At 67.9% G+C, this 26,792-nt stretch carries 24 protein-coding genes; 23 read left to right on the top strand and 1 reads right to left on the bottom strand.

Annotated elements, in window-relative coordinates:
* Nucleotides 1–266: 266 nt before the first annotated feature.
* Nucleotides 267–584: a c-type cytochrome gene (locus DN824_RS13805; RefSeq protein WP_138408980.1), complete on the bottom strand. Its 318-nt coding sequence runs from the start codon at nt 582–584 to the stop codon at nt 267–269.
* A 221-nt stretch (nt 585–805) separates the two neighbouring features.
* Here DN824_RS13805 and DN824_RS13800 point away from each other — a divergent pair, with 221 nt between their 5' ends.
* From DN824_RS13800 to DN824_RS13700, 23 genes are all read left to right on the top strand, one after another.
* Nucleotides 806–1,015, top strand: coding sequence for a hypothetical protein (locus DN824_RS13800; protein WP_138408979.1), 210 nt, complete (start codon nt 806–808; stop codon nt 1,013–1,015).
* A gap of 181 nt (nt 1,016–1,196) precedes the next feature.
* The gene (mdtD, locus tag DN824_RS13795; protein ID WP_138408978.1) at nt 1,197–2,624 is read left to right on the top strand and encodes a multidrug transporter subunit MdtD; all 1,428 of its coding nucleotides are present in this window, start codon (nt 1,197–1,199) and stop codon (nt 2,622–2,624) included.
* Nucleotides 2,625–2,865: 241 nt separating this feature from the next.
* Complete coding sequence (locus tag DN824_RS13790; RefSeq protein ID WP_138408977.1) at nt 2,866–3,651, top strand: transporter substrate-binding domain-containing protein; 786 nt, start codon at nt 2,866–2,868, stop codon at nt 3,649–3,651.
* Nucleotides 3,652–3,664: 13 nt separating this feature from the next.
* Nucleotides 3,665–4,330, top strand: a complete 666-nt coding sequence (locus tag DN824_RS13785) for an amino acid ABC transporter permease (protein WP_138408976.1) — start codon at nt 3,665–3,667, stop codon at nt 4,328–4,330.
* Entirely contained in the window at nt 4,327–4,977 is a 651-nt protein-coding gene (locus DN824_RS13780) for an amino acid ABC transporter permease (protein WP_174236517.1), read from the top strand. The genes DN824_RS13785 and DN824_RS13780 overlap by 4 nt, the downstream gene beginning before the upstream one ends.
* Nucleotides 4,964–5,695, top strand: a complete 732-nt coding sequence (locus DN824_RS13775) for an amino acid ABC transporter ATP-binding protein (RefSeq protein WP_138408974.1) — start codon at nt 4,964–4,966, stop codon at nt 5,693–5,695. Before DN824_RS13780 ends, DN824_RS13775 begins: the two co-directional genes overlap by 14 nt.
* Nucleotides 5,696–5,759: 64 nt before the next feature.
* Nucleotides 5,760–7,046, top strand: coding sequence for a Zn-dependent hydrolase (locus DN824_RS13770; protein WP_138408973.1), 1,287 nt, complete (start codon nt 5,760–5,762; stop codon nt 7,044–7,046).
* Between the two features lie 283 nt (nt 7,047–7,329).
* Nucleotides 7,330–8,994 carry an ABC transporter substrate-binding protein gene (locus DN824_RS13765; RefSeq protein ID WP_138408972.1) on the top strand — a complete coding sequence of 555 codons (1,665 nt, stop codon included), beginning with the start codon at nt 7,330–7,332 and terminating at the stop codon, nt 8,992–8,994.
* 10 nt (nt 8,995–9,004) lie between these two features.
* Nucleotides 9,005–9,958 carry an ABC transporter permease gene (locus tag DN824_RS13760; RefSeq protein ID WP_138408971.1) on the top strand — a complete coding sequence of 318 codons (954 nt, stop codon included), beginning with the start codon at nt 9,005–9,007 and terminating at the stop codon, nt 9,956–9,958.
* Nucleotides 9,959–9,960: 2 nt separating this feature from the next.
* Entirely contained in the window at nt 9,961–10,845 is an 885-nt protein-coding gene (locus tag DN824_RS13755; protein ID WP_241663922.1) for an ABC transporter permease, read from the top strand.
* A gap of 3 nt (nt 10,846–10,848) precedes the next feature.
* Nucleotides 10,849–11,901, top strand: coding sequence for an ABC transporter ATP-binding protein (locus DN824_RS13750; protein WP_138408969.1), 1,053 nt, complete (start codon nt 10,849–10,851; stop codon nt 11,899–11,901).
* Nucleotides 11,901–12,938, top strand: coding sequence for an ABC transporter ATP-binding protein (locus DN824_RS13745; protein ID WP_206666166.1), 1,038 nt, complete (start codon nt 11,901–11,903; stop codon nt 12,936–12,938). The genes DN824_RS13750 and DN824_RS13745 overlap by 1 nt, the downstream gene beginning before the upstream one ends.
* Nucleotides 12,914–14,080 (top strand): amidase, encoded by a 1,167-nt coding sequence (locus tag DN824_RS13740; protein ID WP_138408968.1) that lies wholly within the window; start codon nt 12,914–12,916, stop codon nt 14,078–14,080. The genes DN824_RS13745 and DN824_RS13740 overlap by 25 nt, the downstream gene beginning before the upstream one ends.
* A 1-nt stretch (nt 14,081) precedes the next feature.
* Nucleotides 14,082–14,231 carry a hypothetical protein gene (locus tag DN824_RS22480; RefSeq protein WP_158295387.1) on the top strand — a complete coding sequence of 50 codons (150 nt, stop codon included), beginning with the start codon at nt 14,082–14,084 and terminating at the stop codon, nt 14,229–14,231.
* A gap of 255 nt (nt 14,232–14,486) precedes the next feature.
* Nucleotides 14,487–17,873, top strand: coding sequence for a hypothetical protein (locus DN824_RS13735; protein ID WP_138408967.1), 3,387 nt, complete (start codon nt 14,487–14,489; stop codon nt 17,871–17,873).
* Nucleotides 17,874–18,018: 145 nt separating this feature from the next.
* Nucleotides 18,019–19,899 carry a sensor histidine kinase gene (locus tag DN824_RS13730; RefSeq protein WP_138408966.1) on the top strand — a complete coding sequence of 627 codons (1,881 nt, stop codon included), beginning with the start codon at nt 18,019–18,021 and terminating at the stop codon, nt 19,897–19,899.
* A complete protein-coding gene (aauR, locus tag DN824_RS13725; RefSeq protein WP_138408965.1) occupies nt 19,896–21,221 on the top strand; it encodes a two-component response regulator AauR in 1,326 nt (441 codons plus the stop codon). The genes DN824_RS13730 and aauR overlap by 4 nt, the downstream gene beginning before the upstream one ends.
* Nucleotides 21,222–21,455: 234 nt before the next feature.
* Nucleotides 21,456–21,617, top strand: a complete 162-nt coding sequence (locus DN824_RS22580; RefSeq protein ID WP_174236515.1) for a hypothetical protein — start codon at nt 21,456–21,458, stop codon at nt 21,615–21,617.
* A 171-nt stretch (nt 21,618–21,788) separates the two neighbouring features.
* Nucleotides 21,789–22,682, top strand: coding sequence for a SctD/MshK family protein (locus DN824_RS13720; protein WP_158295386.1), 894 nt, complete (start codon nt 21,789–21,791; stop codon nt 22,680–22,682).
* A 2-nt stretch (nt 22,683–22,684) separates the two neighbouring features.
* Nucleotides 22,685–23,038 carry a hypothetical protein gene (locus tag DN824_RS13715; protein ID WP_138408963.1) on the top strand — a complete coding sequence of 118 codons (354 nt, stop codon included), beginning with the start codon at nt 22,685–22,687 and terminating at the stop codon, nt 23,036–23,038.
* On the top strand, nt 23,038–23,370 hold the full coding sequence (gene sctY / locus DN824_RS13710) for a type III secretion apparatus assembly chaperone SctY (protein WP_138408962.1): 333 nt from the start codon (nt 23,038–23,040) through the stop codon (nt 23,368–23,370). The genes DN824_RS13715 and sctY overlap by 1 nt, the downstream gene beginning before the upstream one ends.
* On the top strand, nt 23,367–25,508 hold the full coding sequence (sctV, locus tag DN824_RS13705) for a type III secretion system export apparatus subunit SctV (protein WP_138408961.1): 2,142 nt from the start codon (nt 23,367–23,369) through the stop codon (nt 25,506–25,508). The genes sctY and sctV overlap by 4 nt, the downstream gene beginning before the upstream one ends.
* Complete coding sequence (locus tag DN824_RS13700; RefSeq protein WP_138408960.1) at nt 25,505–26,782, top strand: type II and III secretion system protein family protein; 1,278 nt, start codon at nt 25,505–25,507, stop codon at nt 26,780–26,782. The genes sctV and DN824_RS13700 overlap by 4 nt, the downstream gene beginning before the upstream one ends.
* The last annotated feature ends 10 nt before the right edge of the window (nt 26,783–26,792 follow it).

Raw genomic sequence — 26,792 nt, 5'->3', positions numbered from 1 at the left:
AACTAGGCGTCCTCAACCGCCCCCACGGGCGCGGGGTTTCTGTGGGAGCGGAGATTCAGTGAGAGCGGTCTTGGCCGCGAAGAGCACGCCGCGGATGTTTCTGATCAAACCGGGTGCGGCGATGTGGGGCCGGGGTGGCGCGATTGGCGGCTGATCCGTGATCCGTACCGCGCGGTCAGGCCAGACTTCCCGACAGCTGGAACGGGTGGTGGAGAGAGGCGGGCGCAAGGGGAACGCCAGCCGAGGCGGTGGCTGGCGTTGGCAGGTCATTTCTTGAGGGTCAGGATCCACTCGGCGAGGACCTTGGCTTCTTCCTCGGTGACCTGGTTCGGCGGCATCGGGATCGGGCCCCAGATGCCCTGGCTGCCGTTCTTGATGTGGGCGGCCAGGGTATCGGCGGCCCCGGCGACGCCGGCGTTCTTCTCGGCGACATCCTGCAGGGCGGGGCCTACCAGCTTGGCATCGACCTTGTGGCAAGCCACGCAGGGTTTGCCCTTGAACAGCGCCTCGCCGTCGGCGGCGATGGCCGGTTGCAGGCTCAATGCGCCGCCCAGGGCGAGCAATGACACCAGAATTCTCTTCATATCTACTTCCTCAGGCTAATGGACGGGGCGGCCCCCGCTCCCGTTGGACTCGATTATTGCCGCATCGAGTCCGCTCGGAGGCTAAATTTAACCCGCCTCGTGCGCGGCATATTGTCCTCGGTCATGGTTTGCGCTCGGCCTGCCGATCTTCTCGCGCCTGATGAATCGATGGGCGACGGCGCGGTCTACACGGGATAACCACTCGAGTGAGGAGCACCCCCATGGCACTGGACCACGATGCATTCGATGCGCTGCTCGACCAGGCGCGGGCGCACGCCGAGCGCGCCGTCAGTGAAAACGATCCGCAGCATTACCGCGCCGCGTTCGAGTCGAGCCTCCAGGCCATGCGCCTGCTGGCGGGCGAGTCGGGGGAATGGCGCAGGATGGTGGCCAGGGCCACCGAGGAATACGAAGGCGACGAGGGCATCTGAGCGAGCCGCGCGACCCGGGTCCGAACGAGCGAACGGGGCCGCGCGACGCCCGGCGCATCGGCGCTGCTTCACCGCTTCGTCCGATTGACGGCGGACCGCCATACGTTCTTTCCTACTGCAAAAGCCAGCGGGCCCGCACGGGTCCGGCCCTGGCTTGCGCCTCTCCACTGGAAAACGCCCCATGCCTCAGTCGGCTTCACTCGACCCGCAGACCGCCCGGGTACTGCCCTGGCTGGTCGCCATCGCCTTTTTCATGCAGACCCTCGACGGGACCATCCTGAACACGGCGCTGCCGTCTATGGCCCAGGACCTGGCCGAGAACCCGCTGCGCATGCAGGGCGTGGTGATCAGCTACATGCTCACCGTCGCGCTCCTGATTCCGGCCTCCGGCTGGATCGCCGACCGTTTCGGCACCCGCCGGATATTCTTCTCGGCGATCCTGCTGTTCACCCTGGGCTCGCTGTTCTGCGCGCTGTCGAGCAGTTTCAATCAGCTGGTCGTGGCCCGGGTGATCCAGGCCATGGGCGGTGCGCTGATGCTGCCGGTGGGGCGTCTGGTGGTGCTGCGCGCCTATCCGCGCAGTGAGTTCGTGCGGGTGATGACCTTCATCGCGCTGCCCGGTCTGGTCGGCCCGTTGCTGGGGCCGACGCTCGGTGGCTGGCTGGTCGAGTACGCGTCATGGCACTGGATCTTCCTGATCAACATTCCGGTCGGCGCGCTCGGCTGTTTCGCCGCCCTGCGCTTCATGCCGGACCTGCGCGGCGCCGAGCGCACGCGCTTCGATACGCCGGGATTCGTGCTGTTCGGCGGGGCGATGGTGCTGATCACCATCGCCCTGGAAGGTCTCGGCGAGCTGCACATGCCCCACGCCCGGGTGATGCTCCTGCTGTTCGGTGGCGTCGCCTGCCTGGCCGCGTACTGGCTCAGGGCCGGGCGCGTCGAGCGTCCGCTGTTCAGCCCGGCGCTGTTCCGGACCCGCAGTTTCGCGGTGGGCATCATCGGCAACCTCTTCGCCCGGCTGGGGAGCGGGGCGCTGCCGTTCCTGACGCCCTTGCTGCTGCAGGTGGCGCTCGGCTACTCGCCGGCTCAGGCCGGGATGACCATGATCCCGCTGGCCCTGGGCGCGATGGCGATCAAACCCCTGGCCAAGCCGCTGATCGACCGCTTCGGCTACCGCAGCATCCTGACCGGCAACACCCTGCTGCTCGGTGGCCTGATCGCCAGCCTGGCCCTGATCACACCCGGCACTCCCGGGGTCTGGCTGCTGATCCACCTGGGCCTGATCGGCATGGTCAATTCGATGCAGTTCACCGCGATGAACACCGTGACCCTCATCGACCTGCGCGACGAGGACGCCAGCAGCGGCAACAGCCTGCTCTCGGTGGTGGTGCAGCTGTCGATGGGCCTGGGCGTGGCGTCGGCCGGTGCGCTGCTCGGTGGCTTCACCGCGCCCGGGGCCGACGGCGAGGCGGTGCTGCGAGCCTTCCACCTGACCTTTCTCTGCGTCGGCGGCCTGGCGATGCTGGCGGCGGCGCTGTTCCTGCAGCTGGAAGACGAGGAGGCCAAGCCCTGCCGGCGCATCGACCCGAAGGTGGAGCTGGACGAGTAGGGCGAAGACCGGTCAGCGGCCTCGGGGATCGGCGCACCAGCTCAGGGCTCGCGTGCGCGCCGTTAGAGGGCGGGCGGGCGACCCTGGTGCATCGGCCTGCGCCGGCAGCGGTGCATGCAGCGGACGGGGGAGGCCTCGAAGGCCACCGGGACGGCGCGGGGCGCGCCCTGGCGAGCCGACCGGCTTGCCGGTGGCATGGGGAATGCAACGGCCCGGTCTCCACCCTACCGGATGCCCCGTTATGTCCAGACACCGCCGACCGCTGTTCACCCTCCTGCTCGCCAGCCTCGTGTTCTTCGCCGGGGTGGCCCGTGCCGATCTGCTCGAGGACATCGCCAAGCGCGGCGAACTGCGCGTCGCCGTACCGCAGGATTTCCCGCCCTTCGGCTCCATCGGGCCGGACATGAAGCCGCGCGGCCTGGATATCGACACGGCGCAGCTGATCGCCGACAGGCTCGGCGTGAAGCTGGCCCTGACGCCCGTCAGCAGCACCAACCGCATCCCGTTCCTGACCACCGGCAAGGTCGATCTGGTGATCTCCAGTCTCGGCAAGAACGCCGAGCGCGAGCAGGTGATCGACTTCTCCGAGGCCTACGCGCCGTTCTTTCTCGGCGTGTTCGGCCCCGAAGACAGCCAGGTCGCCAGCCTCGATGACCTGGCCGGCAAGACCATCAGCGTGACCCGCGGCTCGGTGGAAGACATGGAACTCTCGGCGGTGGCGCCCAAGGGCGCGAACATCAAGCGCTTCGAGGACAACAACTCGACCATCGCGGCCTACCTGTCCAGCCAGGTCGAACTGATCGCCAGCGGCAACGTGGTGATGGCGGCGATCGCCGAGCGCAACCCCAAGCGCGTGCCGGCGATCAAGCTCAACCTGAAGAACTCGCCGACTTACATCGGCCTGGCGAAGAACCAGCCGGCGCTGCAGCAGAAGGTCGACGCGATCCTGGCCGAGGCCAAGAGCGACGGCAGCCTCAACGACATCTCGATGAAATGGCTCAAGCAGCCGCTGTCGGCCGATCTCTGATCGGCCCGGCTCGATGAATTACCAGTTCGATTTCGCCGCGGTCCTGGCCCACGGCGATCTGCTGCTCGAAGGCGCGCTGCTGACCCTGACGCTGACCGCGATCGGCACGCTGTTCGGGGTCGGCATCGGCATTCTCGGCGCGGTCGTGCGCGCCTGGAAGCTGAAACCCTTCGACCGCCTGTTCGGGGTGTACGTGGAGCTGATCCGCAACACGCCGTTCCTGGTGCAGCTGTTCTTCATCTTCTTCGGCCTGCCGAGCCTGGGCGTTCGCCTGAGCGCGCTGGAGGCCGCCGCGCTGGCGATGGTGATCAACCTGGGCGCCTATTCCACCGAGATCATCCGCGCCGGCATCCTGGCGATTCCCCACGGGCAGATCGAGGCGGCCAGCGCGCTGGCGCTCAGCCGTTTCGAGACTTTCCTCCACGTGGTGCTGCGCCCGGCGCTGGTGAAGGTATGGCCGGCGCTGTCGAGCCAGATCGTCATCGTCATGCTCGGCTCGGCGGTGTGCTCGCAGATTTCCACCGAGGAGCTGACGTTCGCCGCCAACTTCATCCAGTCGCGCAATTTCCGCGCCTTCGAAACCTACCTGCTGACCACCCTGGTGTACCTGGCCATGGCGATTCTCATCCGTCAGCTGCTGGCCTGGTTCGGGCGCTCGGTCGTGGAGGCGCGCCGCTGATGGACTTCACCCTCTGGGATATCGTGCGCAACCTGCTCACCGGGTTGCAGTGGACGCTGCTGCTGTCGGTGGTCGCCCTGGTATTCGGCGCCCTCAGCGGGCTCCTGGTGCTGGTCGGGCTGACCTCGACGCTGCAGCCGTTGCGCGTCCTGGCACGCGGCTACATCGAAGTCTTCCAGGGCACACCGCTGCTGATGCAGCTGTTCCTGGTGTTCTTCGGCGTCTCGCTGGTGGGCTGGGACATCTCGCCCTGGTTCGCCGCGGCCCTGGCCCTGACGCTGTTCACCAGCGCCTTTCTCGCCGAGACCTGGCGCGGCTGCGTGGAGGCGATCCCGCGCGGGCAGTGGGAAGCCTCGGCGAGCCTGGCGCTGACCCGCGGCGAACAGCTGCGCCACGTCATCCTGCCCCAGGCGCTGCGCATCGCCGTGCCGCCGACCGTGGGCTTTTCGGTGCAGGTGGTCAAGGGCACCGCGGTGACCTCGATCATCGGCTTCAACGAGCTGACCAAGACCGGCTCGATGCTGGCCAACGCCACCTTCGAGCCCTTCCTCGTCTACGGATTGGTGGCGGTCGGCTATTTCCTGCTCTGTTATCCGCTGTCGCTCTACGCCCGCCACCTGGAAAGGAAGCTCAATGTCACTGCTTAGAATCACCGCGCTGCACAAGTATTACGGCGACCTGCATGTGCTCAAGGGCATCGACCTGACCGTCGAGCCTGGCGACGTGGTGGCGATCATCGGCCGCAGCGGGTCTGGCAAGAGCACGCTGCTGCGAACCCTCAACGGCCTGGAGACCATCGATGACGGGGTGATCGAGGTCGACGGCGAATACCTCGACGCCGCGCGCGCCAATCTGCGCAGCCTGCGGCAGAAGGTCGGGATGGTCTTCCAGCAGTTCAACCTGTTCCCGCACCTGAGCGTCGGGCAGAACGTGATGCTCGCGCCGCAGGTGGTGAAGAAGACCAGCCGCGACGAAGCCCGTGCCCTGGCGCGGCAGATGCTCGAGCGCGTCGGCCTGCTGGACAAGTTCGACGCCTATCCCGAGCAGCTTTCCGGCGGCCAGCAGCAGCGGGTCGCCATTGCCCGGGCGCTGGCTATGTCGCCCCGGGTGCTGCTGTGCGACGAGATCACCTCGGCGCTGGACCCGGAGCTGGTCAGCGAGGTGCTCGCCGTGGTCAAGCAGCTCGCCGTCGAGGGCATGACCCTGATCCTGGTCACCCACGAGATGCGCTTCGCCCGCGAAGTGGGCAACAAGCTGGTGTTCATGCACCAAGGGCGGGTCCACGAGACCGGCCATCCGCAAACACTCTTCGCCCATCCGCAAACCGCCGAGCTCGCGCAGTTCATCGGCTCGGTCAATACCTAGCATCGCCCTGGCGCGCCGCCCCCGGATGCGTCATGGCGATGCTCGCCACGCCACAGGAGGCAGCATGAACAGTGTCGAAGACGTTCTCTCAACCAGCGCCCTGCATATCAACGGTCCGCGACTGTGGAAATCGCTGATGGACCTGGCCCAGCTCGGCGCCACCGCCAAGGGCGGCGTCTGTCGCCTGGCGCTGACCGCGCTGGACGGGCAGGCCCGCGACCTGTTCTGCCAGTGGTGCCGGGAGGCCGGCTGCACGGTGACGGTCGACCAGGTCGGCAACATCTTCGCCCGTCGCGCCGGGCGCAACCCCGCCCTGCCGCCGGTGATGACCGGCAGCCACATCGACACCCAGCCCACCGGCGGCAAGTTCGACGGCTGCTTCGGGGTGATGGCGGGGCTGGAGGTGATGCGTACCCTCAACGACCTGGGCGTGCAGACCGAGGCGCCGCTGGAGGTGGTGGTCTGGACCAACGAGGAGGGCTCGCGCTTCCCGCCGTGCATGATGGGGTCGGGGGTCTTCGCCGATAAGTTCGGCCTGCAGGACACCCTGGCCAAGACCGACATCGCCGGGATTTCGGTCGGCGATGCGCTCAAGGCCATCGGCTACGACGGCGACCGGCCGGCCAGCGGCCATCCGGTGGGGGCCTATTTCGAGGCGCACATCGAGCAGGGGCCGATTCTCGAGGATCAGGGCAAGACCATCGGCGTCGTGCTCGGCGCGCTCGGGCAGAAGTGGTTCGACCTGACCCTGACGGGCCTGGAGGCCCACGCCGGCCCGACCCCGATGCACCTGCGCCGCGATGCGCTGGTGGGCGCGGCGCAGGTGGTGAGCGAGGTCAACCGCGTCGGCCATGCCTACCAGCCGCACGCCTGCGCGACGGTCGGCTGCCTGGAACTCAAGCCCGGCTCGCGCAACGTGATCCCGGGTGAGGTGCACCTGACCATGGACTTCCGCCACCTCGAACAGGCGCGCCTCGACGGCATGATCGACGAGGTGAAGGCGGTGATCGAAGCGGCCTGTGCCCGCCACGGGCTGAGCTACCGGCTGACGCCGACGGCGGACTTTCCGCCCCTGTACTTCGCCGACGAATGCGTCGATGCGGTTCGCCAGGGCGCCGCGGCCCTCGGGCTGGAACACATGGACATCGTCAGCGGCGCGGGCCACGACGCCATCTTTCTCGCCGAGCTGGCGCCCACCGCGATGATCTTCGTGCCCTGCGAAGGCGGCATCAGCCACAACGAGATCGAGAACGCCGAGCCCGAGCACCTGGCCGCCGGGTGCGCGGTACTGCTGCGGGCCATGCTCCACGCCGCCCAGGGCGCCCGCGCGGCCCAACGCATCAGCGCCTGACGGCGCGCCGCCCAAGGATCGGGCACTGCCCGGTGCCGCTGCCCGTCAGCGGGCGCCCGGGCTGCACCGAAGCGGACCGATCGGTCCGTTCGTGCCCAGCCGGCGAGCGCAGCGCCCGCCAGGCGAGCGGAACCGCTGTCCGAAGCGCTCCGTTCGCAACCGGTTCGAATTTTTCAAGTCACTGAAACAGAACGATAAATCGGCGAACGCGGCGGTGCCTGCGCCGATGGCTGGTACGGCCTTTGCGTTACTGCCTTCACACAAACCTGTGAGGACGTACGCAATGCCCAATGCCGCGAGCCGCTTTGTAGGTCGTTTCACGCTTCCCTTCACCCTGGCAACCGGACTGGCGCTCGCAGCGCTGCCCGCCCAGGCCCAGACCACGCTGCGCATCGGCATGACCGCTGCGGACATTCCCCTGACCCATGGTCAGCCCGACCAGGGCTACGAGGGCAACCGTTTCACCGGAATCCCGATCTTCGACTCGCTGGTCCAGTGGGATCTGTCCCAGGGCGAGGCGCCCGCGGCGCTGGTGCCGGGGCTGGCCACCGAGTGGAAGGTCAATCCGGACGATCACACCAAGTGGACCTTCACGCTGCGCGAAGGCGTGACCTTCCACGACGGCACGCCGTTCGACGCCGATGCGGTGGTCTGGAACGTCGGCAAGGTGCTGGACAAGGCTGCCCCGCAGTACGACCCGGCGCAGATCGGCAACACCGTGTCGCGCATGCCGACCCTGCGCACCGCGACCAAGATCGACGACCACACCGTCGAGCTGACCACCTCCGAGCCCGACGCCTTCCTGCCCTTCAACCTGACCAACCTGTTCATCGTCTCCCCCAGCGCCTGGCAGAAGGATTTCGACGCCGTGCCCGCCTCGGTGACCGATCCGGCGGCGCGCAGCAAGCAGGCCTGGACCGCCTTCGCCAGCCACGCGGTGGGCAGCGGCCCGTTCAAGGTCGAGCGCCTGGTGCCGCGCCAGCAACTGCGCCTGGCGAAGAACCCGGATTACTGGAACCCTGCGCGGGTGCCGAAGATCGACAACGTGGTCCTGCTGCCGCTGCCCGAGGCGAACGCCCGCACCGCGGCGCTGCTGTCCGGCCAGGTCGACTGGATCGAGGCGCCGGCGCCGGATGCCGTCGAGCAGATCAAGAGCCGCGGCTTCGTCATCTACTCCAACGCCCAGCCGCACCTCTGGCCCTGGCAGTTCTCCTTCCTGCCCGGCTCGCCCTGGCTGGACAAGAAGGTGCGCCAGGCGGCGAACCTGTGCCTGAACCGCTCCGAACTCAAGGCCTTCCTCGGCGGCTACATGGAAGAGGCCACCGGCACCTACGAGGAAGGTTCGCCCTGGCGCGGCAACCCCAGCTTCCAGATCAAGTACGACCCGGATGCCGCGCGCAAGCTGATGACCGAGGCGGGCTTCAGCCAGAGCAAGCCGGTCAAGGTGCGCGTGCAGACCTCGGCCTCGGGCTCCGGCCAGATGCAGCCGCTGCCGATGAACGAGTACATCCAGCAGAGCCTGCGCGAGTGCTATTTCGACGTGACCCTGGACGTGACCGAGTGGAACACGCTGTTCACCAACTGGCGCCTCGGCGCGAAGGACCCGGCCGCCCAGGGCGCCAACGCGATCAACGTCAGCGCCGCGGTGATGGACCCGTACTTCGGCATGGTGCGCTTCACCAGCTCCAAGGCCTTCCCGCCGGTCTCGAACAACTGGGGCTTCTTCAGCGATCCGAAGCTCGATGCGCTGATCGACAAGGCGCGCAACGCCTTCGATCCTGACGAAATGGACGCCGCGGCGGCCGAGCTGCACGCGACCCTGGTCGACGAGACGCCGTTCCTCTGGGTGGCGCATGACGTCGGGCCACGGGCGATCTCGCCGAAAGTGAAAGGGGTGGTGCAGCCGCAGAGCTGGTTCATCGACCTGGCCACCATGTCGATGGAGTGAGGAGCAGCCAATGGGCGCCTATGTCGTACGCCGGCTGCTGCTGGCGATCCCCATCATGCTCGGCGTCGCGCTGGTGTGCTTCATGCTCGTGCACCTGGCGCCGGGTGACCCGCTGGTCTCGGTGTTGCCACCGGACGCGTCCCAGGAACTGCGGGCGCAGATGATCGCCGTCTACGGCTTCGACAAGCCGTTGCCGGTGCAATTCTTCCAGTGGCTGTGGCACGCGGTGCAGGGCGACCTGGGCACCTCGATCGCCACCAGCCGGCCGGTGTTCGGCGAGGTGATGACCGCAGCGATCAACTCGCTGCGCCTGGCCGCGCTGGCGACGCTGATCGGGTTCTTCTTCGGCTGCCTGTTCGGCTTCGTCGCCGGCTACTTCCAGGACACCTGGGTGGACAAGCTGGCCTCGGCGTTCTCGGTGTTCGGCGTCAGCGTGCCGCACTACTGGCTGGGCATGCTGCTGGTGATCGTGTTCGCCTCGCAGCTCTACTGGCTGCCGGCCACCGGTGGCGGGCCGATGGGCGCCGAAGGCTGGGCCTGGGACTGGGAGCACCTGCAGTTCATGGTGCTGCCGGCCATCACCCTGTCGGTGATCCCTACCGGCATCATCGCGCGCACGGTGCGGGCGCTGGTGGCCGACACCCTGGGCCAGGAGTTCATCGTCGGCCTGCGCGCCAAGGGCATGACCGACTACGCGATCTTCTGGCACGTGGTGAAGAATGCCGCGCCCACCGCCCTGGCGGTGATGGGCCTGCAGCTGGGCTACCTGATGGGCGGCTCGATCCTGGTGGAGACGGTGTTCGCCTGGCCCGGTACCGGGCTGCTGCTGAACTCGGCGATCTTCCAGCGCGACCTGCCGCTGCTGCAGGGCACCATCTGGGTACTGGCGCTGTTCTTCGTGCTGCTCAACCTCGGGGTGGACATCCTCCAGACCCTGCTCGACCCGCGGATCAAGAGGGGATGAAGATGACGGCAGATCTCGGCCATAACGTCGCGCCACCGATCCAGACCTCGCCCGGCTACTGGACCTCGGTGGGCGCCCGGCTGCTGCGCGACCGTATCGCGCTGCTGGTCGGCACGGTGATCCTGGCGCTGCTGGCGATGGCGCTGTTCGGCAGCTGGCTGGCGCCTTCCGATCCCTATGCCACCTCAATGTTCAGGCGCCTGCAGCCGATCGGCACGGCGGGCTACCCGCTGGGTTCGGACGAGCTGGGGCGCGACATGCTCTCGCGGTTGATCCTGGGGGCGCGGCTGTCGCTGTTCATGGGCATCACGCCGGTGCTGCTGGCGTTCGTCATCGGCAGCGCGGTCGGCATCGTCGCCGGTTACGCCGGCGGGCTGACCAACACCCTGATCATGCGCACCGTGGACGTGTTCTACGCCTTCCCCTCGGTGCTGCTGGCCATCGCGCTGTCCGGGGCGATGGGGGCGGGCATCGACAACGCGTTGCTGTCGCTGACCCTGGTGTTCGTCCCGCAGATCGCCCGGGTCGCCGAGAGCGTCACCACCCAGGTGCGCAACCGCGACTACATCGAGGCGGCGCGGGCATCCGGCGCCAGCGCCTTCACCATCATCCGCACCCAGGTGCTGGGCAACGTGCTGGGGCCGATCTTCGTCTTCGCCACCGGGCTGATCTCGGTGTCGATGATCCTCGCCTCGGGGCTCTCGTTCCTCGGCCTCGGGGTGCGACCACCGGAGCCGGAATGGGGGCTGATGCTCAACACCCTGCGCACCGCGATCTACACCCAGCCCTGGGTGGCGGCGCTGCCGGGGCTGATGATCTTCATCACCTCGATCTCCTTCAACATCCTGGCCGACCGCCTGCGGGCCGCCATGGCCATTCGGAGCTGACCGATGAACGCCAACGCGAAAGGCAAACGTGACCTGGGCGGGCCGGCGCAGCCGCTGCTGACCGTCAGGAAGCTGGTGCGGCATTTTCCGGTCAAGGGGTCGCTGGGCCGCAAGGCCGTGGTGCGCGCCGTCGACGGCATCAGCTTCACCGTGCTCAAGGGCGAGACGCTGGGCGTGGTCGGCGAGTCCGGCTGCGGCAAATCCACCACGGCAAGGCTGCTGATGCAGCTGATCGAGCAGGACAGCGGCGAGCTGATCTTCGATGCCGTGGAGGTCGGCTCCCACCAGCTGCCGCTGCGCGAATTCCGCCGGCAGGTGCAGATGGTCTTCCAGGACAGCTATTCCTCGCTCAACCCGCGCCTGACCATCGAGCAATCGGTGGCCTTCGGGCCGAAGGTCCACGGCGTGTCGGGCAAGGACTCGCTGGCCCGCGCCCGCGACCTGCTGGCTCGGGTCGGCCTGGAGCCCTCCCGCTTCGCCGGACGCTACCCGCACGAGCTCTCCGGCGGCCAGCGCCAGCGGGTCAACATCGCCCGGGCGCTGGCCCTGGAGCCGCGCCTGGTGATCCTCGACGAGGCGGTCTCGGCGCTGGACAAGTCGGTCGAGGCCCAGGTGCTCAACCTGCTGCTGGACCTCAAGCAGAGCCTGGACCTGACCTACGTCTTCATCAGCCATGACCTGCACGTGGTGCGCTACCTGTCGGACCGCATCCTGGTGATGTACCTGGGCGAGGTGGTGGAGGTCGGCCCGGCCGAGGCGCTGTTCACCGGCGCCTGTCACCCCTACACCCGGGCGCTGCTGAGTTCGATGCCGTCGATGGACCCCGAGCGGCGCACCGAGGCGTCACCGCTGAGCGGCGATCCGCCGAGTCCGATCGACCCGCCCGAGGGTTGTCGCTTCCATACCCGCTGCCCCCATGCCGAACCGGTCTGCAGCACGCGCAAGCCGCCGTTGCAGCCGACCGGCGAGGCCCATGTCGCGGCCTGCCTGATGGTGGTGCCCGGTGGCGGTCATTCCTGCAGTCCGCCAGCCGAACGGCTGGCCAAGGAGGCCTAATGAACGCAGCAGAGCATGCAACGCCGCAGCCCATGGTCGCGGTCAGCGACCTGCACGTGCGCTTTTCCAGCGGCGGCAAGGTCATCGAGGCGGTCAACGGCGTGAGCCTCCAGGTGGGGAAGGGGGAGGTGGTCGCGCTGATCGGCGAGTCAGGATCGGGCAAGAGCGTCACCCTGCGCTCGCTGATGCGCCTGCATCCGGAGCGCAGCACCCGCATCGACGGGCGCATCGAGATCGCCGGGCGCGACGTCATGGCGCTGTCGAAGAAGGACCTGAGCGCCTTTCGCGGGCCGGTGACCTCGATGATCTTCCAGGAGCCGCTGCTGGCGTTCGACCCGGTCTATACCGTGGGCCAGCAGATCATCGAGAGCGTGCGTCGCCATCGCGGCCTGTCCCGCCAGGAAGCGCGCGAGGTGGCCCTCGAGTCGCTGCGCAGCGTCCGCATCCCGAGCCCCGAACAGCGCCTGGACGCCTACCCGCACGAGATGTCCGGCGGGATGCGCCAGCGGGCGATGATCGCCCTGGCGCTGGCCTGCCAGCCGCAGCTGCTGCTCGCCGACGAGCCGACCACCGCGCTGGATGCCACGGTGCAGATCCAGATCCTCATCCTCCTGCGCGAGCTGCAGCGCGAACTGGGGCTGTCGATCATCTTCGTCACCCACGACATCGGCGCGGCAGTCGAAGTGGCCGACCGGGTGGCGGTGATGTACGGCGGGCGCATCGTCGAGGAGGCGCCCCTGGGCGAGCTCCTGCGCAACCCCTGCCATCCCTACAGCGTCGCGCTGCTCAACGCCCGGCCACAGGGCGGGCTGCGCCGCGGCGAACGGCTGGAGACCATCGCCGGCTCGCCGCCGGACCTGAGCCGATTGCCGCCGGGCTGCGCCTTCGCCTCGCGCTGCAAGCATGCCGGGGAAGCCTGCCTGGCGAGCGTGCCGGCGCGGGTGCAGGTCGGCAGCGAGCATTTCGTCAGTTGCCATCTGTTCGAACCCACCACCGATCACGGAGCCGCGACATGTCCGACTACCCCTTCGCACTGATGCCCTATCCCTTTGTGGCGCTCGACCACGCGCCGCAGGGCCCGCTCGCCGGGCTCAGCTTCGCGGTCAAGGACCTGTTCGACGTGGCCGGCTACCCGACCGCGGGCGGCAATCCGCACCTGCTCGCGATGTCCGGGATCAAGACCCGCACCGCACCGACCGTGCAGCGGCTGCTCGATGCCGGCGCGCGGATGGTGGGCAAGGCCCACACCAACGAGATGGCGTTCTCCATGAGCGGCAAGAACGCCCACTTCGGCACGCCGGTGAACGGCGCCGCGCCCGAGCGGATTCCCGGCGGCTCCTCGTCCGGCTCGGCCTCGGCGGTGTCCAACGGCCTGTGCGACTTCGCCCTGGGCACCGACACCGGTGGTTCGGTGCGCACCCCGGCGAGCTATTGCGGGCTCTACGGCCTTCGCCCGACCCACGGGCGGGTGTCGCTGGAGGACTGCCAGGCGCTGTGCAAGAGCATGGACACCTGCGGCTATTTCACCCGCAGCGCGGCGGTGTTCGAGGCGGTCGGCGAGTGCCTGCTCGGCGAGGATGCCAGGCCTCTGGACGCGCCCGAGCTGATGCGCATCCCGGCGCTTTTCGCGCTCTTGCCCGAGGCCTCGCAGGCGGCACTGGAACCGGCGCTGCAGCGCATCGAGGCGCGCTGCGGGGCGCTCGCCTGCGTGGAGGCCGAACTGCCGTCGCTGGAAGAAGCCTACTGGGCGTTCCGCTATATCCAGGGTCGCGAAGCCTGGCAGGCGCAGGGCGAGACCATCGAACGCCATGGCCTGCAGCTGGGGCCGGACGTGGCCGCGCGCTTTCTCTGGTCGAGCCAGGTGAGCGACAAGGACGTCACCTGGGCGATCGGCTTTCGCGAGCAGATGCGCCAGCACATGGACGAGCTGCTCGGCGACCGGGTGCTGGTGCTGCCCACCGTACCGGACGTGGCGCCGCTGCTCAGCGCCCGTGACGAGGAGATCGAGCACACCCGCCAGCTCTCCCACCACCTGCTGTGCATCGCCGTGCTCTGCGGCCTGCCCCAGGTGTCCCTGCCGCTGGCGAGCAAGGACGGCGCGCCGCTGGGCATCTCGCTGATGGCCAGGGCCGGCATGGACCTGAGTCTGGTCCGGCTCGCCGCCCGGATTGGCGGCTGAGATGGCCCGTTCGCCATGCCCCCGGGGCCGGGGCCTGAAGAACCTGCTGATGGCGCTGCTGGTCGCCATGGCGCGCTCCCACGGCGGCCCGGGCGTCGGCAGCGCGCTGGCCGGCTGCCGCGCGAGCCGGGACGCTAGCCGGCCGGTGTGAACAGCGGATTTCGCCGCCTGTGAAAAGCTGTGAAATATGACAGTTCCGCGTTGAGGGCCGGCGTTTCGGTTGCTTCAATCCCCTGGGTCAAGGCGGCCATGGCAGGTTCATGGCCGCCCGCTCAGGTTCAGTACACGACGAGGCGATAACGACCGGCGCGCGGTCCTGTGCGTCGTTTGCGCCCGCGCGTGGCGCCTGGGTGTCCACCAAACGAGCAGTCGACGTTCTCGATTCAGCCTTTGGAGCACCTTTCGCATGACCGGTCCCGTTCGCAAGACAGATGAGCCTTCAGCATTCCCGTCGCTGGCAGATTTCGGTTTCACCCTCAAGCGGACCATCGAGCGGGCGGTCGACCGAAAGGACAAGCAGCGTGAGGCGTTCCTCGAGGACCGTGGGCCGTACCTGGACGGAAAGCCGCCGCTGGCGGAGAACGACTTCAAGATCGACAAGGACGACATCGCCAATGTCGACGACCACTGGCTGTCGTCGACGGGCGATCGGCTGTGGCTCTGGGACGGTCTGCTGATCGTCACCGACAAGGACGGCAAGCAGGTTCTGGTCCACCCCGATCTGCATCCCGAGGTGCACAGGCAGGCCAAGGCGATGCTCGAGGGCGGGGAAGTGGACGGCGGGCCGGCATGGTCCAAGGCGGGGCTGTCCGAGGAGCACAGCAAGTGGCTGGGGCAATACGAGTCGCGTGGTTTCGAGGTGGTCGAGCCGGGCGACCCGCTGCCGGAGCTGGGCTCGATGCGCTTCATCGGTCCCGGTTACATGGACATGGACGCAGCGGTCTATTTCGATACCGGGTTCAACATCACGGTCGCCGAAGAAGGCGACGGCTTCCTGTTCGAGCACGGCACCGCCATGTTCGAAACCGGCGACGGCAAGCGCTACGCCGTGTCCAAGGAGTACGCCCCCGAAGCCTTTGAAAAGCTCAAGGCGCTGGACAAGAAGGGCAAGGAGATCATGGACAAGATCGAGAACGAGGGTTACTCGGTCTTGCAGCCCAACGACGACACGCCGGTGATCACGGGCGATTCGAAGGTCGAAAACCTGGCCGAGGGCGTCAAGGCCGTCGAGGTTCCGGGCAGGGGCAAGTTCATCATCATAGAGAGCGTCACGCCTGAGCACTTCGCCACGCTCCATGGCGACCAGGTCACGAGTCAGCAATCGAGCGCTGACGAGCTGTTCAAGGAAAAGGACCTGCCGCCCGCCAGCGAGACCGACCTGATGCAGGCCAAGACCACCGAGAAAGACAAGACGGTGGGGGAGCTCTACTACGAAAAGCTCAAGGAGGCCTACAAGGACGAGCCGGAAGATTCGGACAAGGCCAAGTATCTGCGCCTGCTCCAAGCCCAGGCGACCCTCAGCGGCGGTTTCGAATTCCTGCCCTACACCACCAACCGCAACGCCTTCGGTACAGCCGACAACACGTCCTACCTGGGCGATACGGCCGAGATGGAATCGGCGGAGATGCGTGGGTTGATCAACGAAGGAAAACTGGGCGAGGAACTGCTTCGGTTGGCCAACGAGCCGGAGATCATCGCCGACAACGAGAAGTTCTTCAAAGAGGCCGTCGACAAGGTCAAGAACAAGGACGAGCTGCGCGACAAGATCGCCGAGACCATGCGCGACCCCGATTACAAGGCGGCGCTCGAAGAACTCAGGAAAGACGACAAAGGCGAGGTGGCCGAAGCGCGTTACGCCAGTGACATGCAGTCGTTGCGCGCCCTCGACCCGGACCTGGCCGAGCAGGTGGAAATAGAACTCAAGTTCGGCGTACCCATCGAGCAGCTCAACGAAATCTACGAGGGTGGCGCGGACGGGGTAGGCGAGGAGAACCTCGACAAGGCCACCAGCGACGTCGTCACCACCCTGATCGCGACGACGATGTCGACCCTGTTCGGCTCCAAGCGCGGCTCGGACATCTTCAACTACTACTTCGGCGGCGGTAAGGAAAAGGGCCAGGAAAAGCTCGACCTCAAGCCCAGCGAACAGAAGATGGTGGAGAACCTGACCAACGCCAGGCCCGCCATCGAGGAAGTGGTGCGCGAGCGTGCCGTCGCGACACTCAACGATCCCAGCGCCCAGCCCAAGCCGATCACCGGGGAAGAGCTCAACAAGGCCATGGACAAGGCCAAGATCCCGCTGGACCAGCGCGGCGGCGTGGGCGGCGTGCTCGGCTCGCTGGCCAAGCACGGCGTGCTCAGCTCGTCGGCGGGCATGCTGGGCATGGTCGCGGGCATCTACAAGATGTCCGACGGCGGCTTGAACTTTGGCGAAACCGCTGCCGAGCGGATCGAGGTCGCACGCAACTTCCTCTCCTTCGTCGGTGTGCTCGCGCCCACCGCGACATGGGCCACCGGAGCGATCGACCATCTGTTCAAATCGGCGGGCCTCGCCGAGGCGCTGGGGATTGGCAAGGACCTGAGGGAGACGGTTTGGGACAAGCGCCATCCCCCGAAAAAGCCGGACCTCACCACCGACATACCGCTGGAGATGATCGACCCGAACCTGGGTGCCCCCAGAACCAGCGGTTCGCCGCCGACCCTGCCGGAAATAGACACCTCCCCGTTCAACGCGGAGACGTTCTGGGGCGAGTGGGACACCAACCTGAGCCAGTCCAGGCCGTCGATTCAAGACACCATCGAGCAACTGCCGTCCGATCAGCAGGACCGCGTGAATAACCACATCGATGCGATCAGCAGCAATTCGCCGGATGCCGATTCCGTTTCCCGGAACAAGAAGATGCAGTGGATCGGCGGCGCGCTGTCAGCGGTCGGCGGCATGGCTGATGCCGCCGGCGGCATACTGGACATCGTGCTGGGCGGGATGGGGCTGGACAAGCTCATCAAGGAAGGCGGCACGCCGGAAGAGTTCGCCCAGCGTAGCCTGCAGATCGGCGCCGGCGCCTTCGGTACCGGGATGGGCATAACCGGCGTGGCCGCCGCGTTCGGCGTCGGCGGCGCGGCCATCGCGTCTTCGATCTTCGGCGCAGCGGGCTCGGTGCTCGGCCTGATCGCGGCGATCATCGGCGGCGTCACGGCACTCAAACGCGACGAAAAGACCGCCGAAGGGGTGCGGGACTTCTTCCGCGGTCTGGAAAAGGACGGCCTGCTCGACGAGGACTGGGGGGACAAGCTCAATTACCTGATCCACGTGCGCTACGAGCACAACTACACCTTCCAGCAGAACAACGAGCAGTACCGTGAGTGGTTTCCCGAATACATGCCGGTCTGGGAAGCGCAGCCCGAGCACTTCAAGGAATTCACCGAAAAGGTGGCGAAGGACAAGCGCATCGACAAGGACTGGTTTCGCGACACGACGAAGGATCTGGTGGTCCACAGCACCCGGTTCGACAAGGCCTTCTACGAAGAGCACAAGGACAAGATCGACCTGCTGGTCGACAGCTGGGACGACTGGCAGGGACGCGACGATATCGTCAGCGACAAGGACTTCGAGAAGCTGCTCAGCGGCAAGCACGCGTCGACCAAGGAACAGCGGGAGGCGGTCGAATTCCTGATGGATAATCAGGCGTTCTTCGAATTCCTCGACACCATTCGCTACCACTCGAACAACATCAAGGCGGACGGCAAGATCAGCCGGAAAGACCTGGACAAGTGGCTCGACTATGTCCGTTGAGCGAGCGTGACGGTCGGCCCGCAAACCTCGCCCGTTCCCCTGACGGGCGAGGCCTGCGACCGCTCGCTCCGGTTTTTCTACCGCTTGCCGCTGCCCAGGAACGCCCCGCGACGAGCGGGGGTCTTTGCAAGGATTCCGCCTCGGCATGCCACTCACCGTGAAAGCGCGCCCACTGCATCGAGTCGTACTCCTGCCCCTGCTGGTGATGCTGCCCGTACTCGGCTGCGGCTACGCCGCGTTCCTGGTCAGCGAGCGCGCCGGCATCGCCCGCCTGGCCGAAAGCGGCGAGCGCCAGCTCGAACTCAACGCCCGCGCGGTGGAAAGCGAGATCAGCAAGTACACCTACCTGCCGAGCCTGCTGGAGCTGGACGAGGGCGTCAGCGGGCTGCTGCTCTCGCCTGGCGACGTCGACCGCCAGCGCCAGGTCAACCGCTACCTGCAGGGGCTCAATGCACGCAGCGGCAGCCTGGCGATCTACGTGCTCGACCGCGACGGCCGGGTGGTCGCCACCAGCAACTGGCACGCCCCGGACAGCTTCCTGGGCGAGGACCTGTCGTTCCGGCCCTATTACCAGGACGCCATCATCGGCCTGCCGGGACGCTTCTACGGGATCGGCAGCACCCGGGGGGAGGCCGGCTACTACCTCGCCCACGGGCTGGCCGACCCGCAGGGGCAGATCTACGGCGTGGCGGTGGTCAAGGTCCGGCTCGACACGCTCGAAGAGCGCTGGGAGCGCGCACGGGTGCAGGCGTACGTCAGCGACGAGAACGGCATCATCATTCTCTCCAGCGACCCGGCCAAGCGGCTCAAGTCCATCCGCCCGCTGAGCCTGGCCACCCGCGAGCGCCTGGCCAACAGCCAGCAGTACTACTGGTGGCGCCTCGACGAGCTGCGCCTGCTGGTACGCAATTCCCTGGGTGACGGGCTCGAGCAGGTCCGCTACGACAGCGACGTGCCCGACCCGATCGACACCTCGGTGGACTACCTGTCCCAGACCCGCCGCCTGAGCGACACGCCCTGGCATCTGACCCTGCTGACACCGCTGCGCGAAGAGCGCCACAATTCCCTGAGCAACGCGATGCTCGCCGCCGCGGCCTGTGCGTTGCTGGCCTTTCTGCTGATCACCTGGAACCAGCGGCGCAAGGTCATCGCGACGCGCCTGGCCGCCCGCGAGGCGCTGGAGCGGGCCAATCGCGAACTGGAGCTGCGCATCGGCGTGCGTACCGCCGACCTCTGCGCCACCAACGAGCGGCTCAAGGCGGAGATCTGCGAGCGGCTGCAGGCCGAGCAGACGTTGCGTACCGCCCAGGACGAGCTGGTCCGTGCCGGCAAGCTGGCGGTGATCGGGCAGATGTCCACCAATCTCGCCCATGAGATCAACCAGCCGCTGGCCGCCCTGCGCACGCTGTCGGCCAACGCGGTGCGCTTCCTGCAGCGCGGCGCGATCGACACGGCCAGCGCCAACCTCGAGTCGATCAGCGAGCTGGTCGACCGCGTCGGCAAGATCACCGGCAGCCTGCGCGCCTTCGCCCGCGGCGGAGACGACACCGGGCGCGCCCAGCTGCACAAGGCGTTCGAAACCGCCCTGCTGATGCTTCACCCGCGGGTCGAGGCGGTACGCCCGGTCATCGAGCGCGACTACCAAGAGGTGGTGCTGCCGATCGACCAGACACGCCTGGAGCAGATTCTGGTCAACCTCATCGCCAATGCCCTGGATGCCCTGCGCGGGCAGCCGCACCCGCGGTTGTGGCTCAGCGGCCGGCTATGCGGCGACGACTACGCGGTGGAGGTGCGCGACAACGGCCCCGGCATACCGCCCGAGGCCCGCGACCACCTGTTCGAGCTGTTCTACACCACCAAGCCCGGCGATGCCGGCCTGGGCCTGGGGCTGACCCTGTCCGCCAGCCTGGCCGCTGCGGCCAACGGCACGCTCACCGTTCACCATCCGCCGCAGGGCGGTGCTGCCTTCGTCCTCACCCTGCCGCGATTTTCCCAATGCTCGAGCCCGGATAGCCGCGCCTCATGACCGAAAAGCTTACCGTCTTGATCGTCGAAGACGACCCCCACGTGTTGCTCGGCTGCCGCCAGGCGCTGGAGCTCGAAGACATCCACAGCGAAGGCGTGACCAGCGCCGAGGACGCGCTCAAGCGCATCGGCAGCGACTTCCCGGGCATCGTCATCAGCGACATCCGGCTGCCGCGCATGGACGGCATGCAGCTGCTCGAGCGGTTGCACCAGACCGACCCGAGCCTGCCGGTGGTCCTGATCACCGGGCATGGCGACATCGGCATGGCGGTCGCGGCGATGCGCAACGGAGCCTACGACTTCATCGAGAAACCCTTCTCGCCCGAGCGCCTGGTGGAAGTGACGCGGCGTGCCCTGGAGCAGCGCGGGCTGGCGCGCGAGGTGTCGCAGCTGCGTCGCCATCTGGCGGGGCGCCAGGCGCTGGAGCAGCGCATCATCGGGCGCTCGCCGGCCATCGAGCAGCTGCGTGGGCTGATCGCCAACGTGGCCGACACCGATGCCAACGTGCTGATCGTCGGCGAGACCGGCACCGGCAAGGAGCTGATCGCCCGCTGCCTGCACGACAGCAGCGGACGGCAGGGCAGGCCCTACGTCGCGCTCAACTGCGGCGGGCTTCCGGAAAACCTGTTCGAAAGCGAGATCTTCGGCCACGAGGCCCACGCCTTCACCGGGGCCGGCAAGCGACGCATCGGCAAGATGGAATACGCCAACGGCGGCACCCTGTTCCTCGACGAGATCGAGAGCATGCCGCTGAACCTGCAGATCAAACTGTTGCGGGTCCTGCAGGAGCATTGCCTGGAGCGGCTCGGGTCGAACCAGTCGATCGCGCTCGACTGCCGCATCATCGCCGCGACCAAGGCGGACCTCGCCGAAATGGGGCGGGCAGGGCAGTTTCGCAGCGACCTCTACTACCGGCTCGATGTCGTCACCCTGGAGCTGCCGCCGCTGCGCGAGCGACGCGAGGACATACCCCTGTTGTTCGAGCATTTCCTCCAGCAGTCGGCGCTGCGCTTCGACCGCCAGCCGCCCGAGCTCGACCGTCAGACCCTGGCCGCGCTGCTGGCCCACGACTGGCCGGGCAACGTGCGCGAGCTGCGCAATGTCGCCGAGCGCTTCGCCCTGGGCCTGCCGATCTTCAAGAAGCCGGGACAGCTCGGTGATGCGCCGGGGCTCGGGTTCTCCGAGGCGGTGGAAGCGTTCGAGCGCAGCCTGCTGGCGGCCGCGCTGGAGCGCCATGGCGGCAACCTCAGCCAGGCGAGCGTGGCGCTGGGCCTGGCCAAGACCACCCTGTTCGACAAGGTCAAGAAGTACGGCCTGCAATAGGCCGTCGGCGGGCAGTGATGCCGGTTTTTTGGCTCATCCAGGATTGGCGGCGCTAAGTCATTGGTCTGCAAGGGCCGTCTTTACGAGCTTTCACAACCTTTCACAACCGCCGCGAGTCGCCTGCTCCTAGGATGCAATCACTGCGTTACCTCGGGCCTGTCCCGGTATGCGCGGTAAAGCGATGCACCTGCATCACCCCTGTGCAATGACTTTTCCAACTCCGAGGAAACACCGATGAGCACTACGCCCCCAGTGAGCAGCGGCAACACCGACGCAGCCATCGCCAAGATGGAAGCCGTGTTCGACATGGCGATCGAGAAGTCCGCCAAGATCACCGAGATCACCACGGCGAAGAAGGCTGAGCTCGACGCCACCAAACAGCGTCCTCAGAACTGACCTGGGTGCGTGGGCGATGCCTGGCGTCGCCTGCGCACGTTCGTCATCGGCTGCGGTGCGGTGGCCCGCCCATCGCTCGCAGCGTTTGGCGCTGTTTTTCCGGTTCGGTCCCGATAGGTGATCCAGATGACAGCCATGGCTTCCTTTCCGACAGGCGCTGAACACCATCACATGTCGACGCTCACCGTGCTCGAAGGGGTGCATCAGGGCGTGTCCCTTCCGCTGGACATGGCGGCCTGCAGCATTGGCGCGGGTCAGCAATCGGATCTGGTTCTCGGCGACCCGGGCGTCGCCGAGCGTCACGTGACGCTGCGACTGTCGGCGCGTCACGTAGCCGTCGAGGCGCTCGGCGGCGATGTCAGGGTATTCGGCCAGGGCCGCGAAACGCGCGTCGCCCAGGGCAGCGGCTACCGCGCCCGGCTGCCGTTCGAACTCATTGTCGGCCAGGCGCGGCTGCGCCTGGACGCGCCGGCCAGCGGGGGCGCGACCGTCGCCCCGGCCTCGGGCGGCACCCTGCAATGGATGATGGCCGTTGTCTTCATGTTCATCTGCGCCGGCGCCCTGGCGGTGCTGCGCGACGACGCCTCGCCGGTCTCGGCGGGGATAGCCATGGCACCCGTCGCCGCCGAGGCGAAGACCCTGCGGCCTTCGCTCGACACCCTGCGCGCCGAGCTCGAGCACGATGCCCGGGCCGCGGGTCTGGAGGGGCTGCGCATCGGCGTGCAGAACGGGCAACTGCGGGTACGCGGCAGCCTCACGGCCGAGCAGCAGTCGCGCTGGGCCGACATGCAGCGCGCCTTCGACGGCCGCCATGGTCGCTACGCGCCGCTGCACAGCGAAGTCGCCCTGCGCGAGCCGGGCGCGCAGCCCAGGGTGCGCTTCCAGGCGGTCTGGTTCGGCGACAACCCCTACGTGATCAACGCCGCCGGTGCGCGCCTGTACCCCGGGGCTGCGCTGGAGCACGGCTGGACGTTGCTGCGCATCGACGCGGAGCAGGTGGTGCTGGCCCGGGGCGAAGAGCGCTTCGCCTTCACCCTGGGCGCGCCCGCGTCGGACGAAGGCTGAACATGAAGCTCGATCCGTCGACGCTGCCGCCCCCCTCCGTCCGCCCCGCCGACGCACCCGCGCGCGCCGAGGCGCTGACCCGTGCCGCCGATTTCGAGGCCCTCCTGCAGCGTCGCCAGGCCGGCGAGCGCCGGTCGCTGCAGCACGATCTGCTCAGGCTCGGCGAGGCCGGCAGCGTCGAGCCTTCGCTGTTTTCCAGCGCGCGTGCGCTGGAACTGCTGGAGCACGTGCGCGAGCACGTGGTCCCGGCGCTGGACACCGATCCGCAGACCCGGTCCCTGGCCGACGCGGTGATCGGCCAGGAGATCGAGTGGCGCCAGCTGCTCGATGGCTATCGACACGAGGAGGGCGCGTGATGTCGCCACGCGATCGCGAAGCGGCCAGGCTGCTCCAGGGCCTCGGCGAGATCTACCAGCGCTGCGGGCAACCGCAGAAAGCGCTGGTGATGTTCCTGCTGGCCAGCCAGATCCTGCCGGACGATGCCGCCCTGCTGCGCAACCTGGTGATCGCCTTCACCGCCCAGGGTGACGGCGAGCGCGCGCTGCGGGCGCTGGAGCGGATGGTCGCGCTCGAGGGCGAGTCGCCCGGCGCCTGGTTGCTGCGCAGCCGTGCCTGCTGGCACGCCGGGCGTGCCCAGGACGCGCGCGCGAGCTTCCAGCGTTATCTGCAGGAGCGCCAGCGCGCATGAGCCTGACCGCCCGACTCAACGGCCTGGCCCGGCTCGCGGCCCAGCGCACCGACGTGGTCATCGCCGCCTTCATGCTGATGGCCGTGACCATGATGATCATCCCGCTGCCCACCGCCCTGGTGGACCTGCTGATCGGGGTGAACATCGCGCTGAGCATCCTGATCCTGATCGTCGCCTTCTATATCGGCCGCGCGGTGGAACTCTCGGCGCTGCCCCCGCTGATCCTGCTGAGCACGCTGTTCCGCCTGTCGCTCTCCATCACCACCACCCGGCTGATCCTGCTCAACGGCGACGCCGGGCACATCGTCAAGGCGTTCGGCAACTTCGTCATCGCCGGCGAGGTGGTGGTCGGCCTGGTGATCTTCCTGATCATCACCGTGGCCCAGTTCGTGGTGATCACCAAGGGCGCCGAGCGGGTGGCCGAAGTGGCGGCGCGCTTCACCCTCGATGCCATGCCCGGCAAGCAGATGAGCATCGACAACGACCTGCGCAACGGCGACATCGACCAGGCCCAGGCACGCCTGCGCCGCGCTGACCTGGAGCGGGAAAGTCAGTTGTTCGGTGCCATGGACGGGGCCATGAAGTTCGTCAAGGGCGACGCCATCGCCGGCCTGGTGATCCTGGCGGTGAACCTGATCGGCGGGCTGCTCATCGGCATGCTCGACCGCGGCATGGCCTTCTCCGAGGCGGTGCACACCTATTCGCTGCTCACCGTCGGCGACGGGCTGATCGCGCAGATTCCGGCGCTGCTGATCGCGGTCGCCGCCGGCACCGTGGTCACCCGGGTGAAGAACGAGGGTAGCGAGCAGGACCTGGGCAGCGAGATCTTCCAGCAGCTCGGCTCCAGCGCCCGCGCCATGGGCCTCACCGCCGTGATCCTGGCGGGCGTGAGCCTGCTTCCGGGATTCCCCGCAGTGGTGTTCCTGATCCTGGCGCTGATCCTCGGCGTCGCGGCGTTCCGGCTTTCGCGCAAGAGCAGGCCGGCGCCTCAGGAGGAGCCTCAGGAAACCGCGCTCGTGCCAATGGCTGCCGAGGCCGCCGCCGATGCGCCGGCGCCCGTGCCGACCGTCGCGCCGGACAGCCGCGTGCTGCTCACCCTCGGCACCGGCCTGGCGGCCGCGGTGCCGCCGCAACCGATGCAGCAGCGCATCGAAGGCCTGTGCCACAGCCTGCACGCCGAGCTCGGCATCGCCTTTCCGGTGCCGGGCATGCATGTCGAACTCGCTGGTGCGCAGGATCGCTTCGCCATCGCGCTGGAGGGCGTGCCGGTGGCCGAGGGCGAGGTGCCGGGCGGCCACCTCCTGCTGCAGGACGATCCGCTGCACCTGGAGCTGATGAGCCTGCCGAGCCTCGAAGCGACCTCGCCGCTGACCCGTCGCCCGGCCCGCTGGGTAGCGGTCGAGCACGAGGCGCAGCTGCAGCAGGCGGGCATCGGCTACCTGCGCCCGGACGAGCTGCTGCGCGACGTCCTCGACCGCACCCTGCGGCGCTATGCCGGCGATTTTCTCGGCATCCAGGAAACGCGCCAGATGCTCGAACGCATCGAGCCGGAATACGGCGAGCTGATCAAGGAAGCGCTGCGCCTCGTCTCGCTGCAGCGGATGGCCGAAGCGCTGCGCGCGCTGGTCGAGGAAGGGGTCTCGATCCGCAACCAGCGGGCCCTGCTCGAAGCCATGGTGGAGTGGGGCGGGCGAGACGCCGACGTGGTGCGGCTGGTCGAGCACCTGCGCGCGGCGCTGGCGCGGCAGATCAGCCATCAGCATGCCGATCGCAACCGGGTGATCGCCGCCTGGGTGCTGCAGCCCGAGGCCGAAGAGCGGCTGCGCAGCTCGTTGCGGCGCCTCGATTCGTCCCGCGAGATGCTTCCGGAGGAGCTGGTCCGGCCGCTGGCCAACGGACTGCGCCAGGCATGCGACGGGCTGCCTGCGGGGCAGCGCGGCGTGCTGGTGGTTCGCCCGGAGCTGCGCCGCTGCATTCGCCGCCTGGCGCTGCGCGAGGAACTCGACCTGAGCGTGCTCTCGTATCGCGAGCTGGCGCCCGAATACAGCCTGCACGCCCTGAGCAGCCTGGAGCTGCCGCAGGCGCCCCGGCCCGACATCCCATCCCGTTCCACCACCAGCCTGGCCAGCGCCTCATGACGACCCTCGCACGATCCGCCTTCCTGCTGCTGGCCCTGCTCTGCGCCGCGCCGCTGTGCGCGCAGACGATCAACCGCGGCAGCACCGCGACGGTGGAACTGGCCGCCGGCGAAGGGCGCATCCTGCGCTTCGAGGCACCGGTGGATTCGGTGCTGGTGGCCGAGCCCGGCATCGCCGACCTGCAGGTGGTGTCGGCCGGCACGCTCTATGTGTTCGGCAAGCGCCCGGGCCAGACCAGCCTGATCGCGCTGGACGGCCAGGAGCGCGAACTCGCCTCGCTGAGCCTCTCGGTCAGCGCCAACGCGCAGCCGGCGGTGCAGGCCATGCGCCGGCTCGATCCGAAGTCCGGCGTTACCCTGCGGGGCGCCGGCAACCGCCTGATGGCCGGTGGCGAGGTGGGCAGCGTGGGCGAGGCGATCAGCCTCAACGCGCTGATCGACCCTGCCAGCGAAGAGCCGGTGAATACCGCGACCTTCGGCCAGTCGGCGCAGGTCAACATCCGTGTGCGCTTCGCCGAGGTCTCGCGCGAGGAGCTGCTGCGCTATGGCGTCAACTGGAGCGCGCTGTTCAACAACGGCACCTTCTCGTTCGGACTGGTCACCAGCAGCGGCCTGACCGGCGCCTCCAACCTGATCGGCGCGGGCCTCTCCACGGGAAACGTCAACATCGATGCGATGCTCGAGGCGCTGCAGAGCAACGGGGTGCTGGAGATTCTCGCCGAGCCGAACATCACGGCGATGACCGGCGAGACCGCGAGCTTTCTCGCCGGCGGCGAGGTGCCGATTCCGGTCCCGGTCAACCGCGACATGATCGGCATCGAGTACAAGCCCTATGGCGTCTCGCTGCTGTTCAACCCGACCTTGCTGCCCAGCGGGCGCATCGCCCTGCAGGTGCGCCCGGAAGTCAGCAGCCTGATGGGGGGCAGCCCTGTCGATATCTCGGGGTTTCGGGTGCCCTCGTTCCGCGTGCGGCGCGCCGATACCCGCGTCGAAGTGGGCAGCGGGCAGACCTTCGCCATCGCCGGGCTGTTCCAGAGCGACAGCAGCCAGGACATCGAGAAGCTGCCCCTGCTGGGCGACATGCCGGTGCTCGGCAATCTGTTCCGCTCCAAGCGCTTCCAGCGCAACGAAACCGAGCTGGTGATCCTGATCACCCCGTACCTGGTCGACCCGGTACGCGAGCCCTCGCTCGCCACGCCGCTGGACCCTGCGCCGGCCGCGAGCAGCGGCGTGACCCAGGTGTCCACCGGCCCCTTCGGGTTCTACATCAAATGAGGGGGTTGCC

The sequence above is a fragment of the Stutzerimonas nosocomialis genome (assembly GCF_005876855.1).
GTDB classification, from domain to species: domain Bacteria; phylum Pseudomonadota; class Gammaproteobacteria; order Pseudomonadales; family Pseudomonadaceae; genus Stutzerimonas; species Stutzerimonas nosocomialis.
This window is presented reverse-complemented; position numbering and strand designations above follow the sequence as displayed.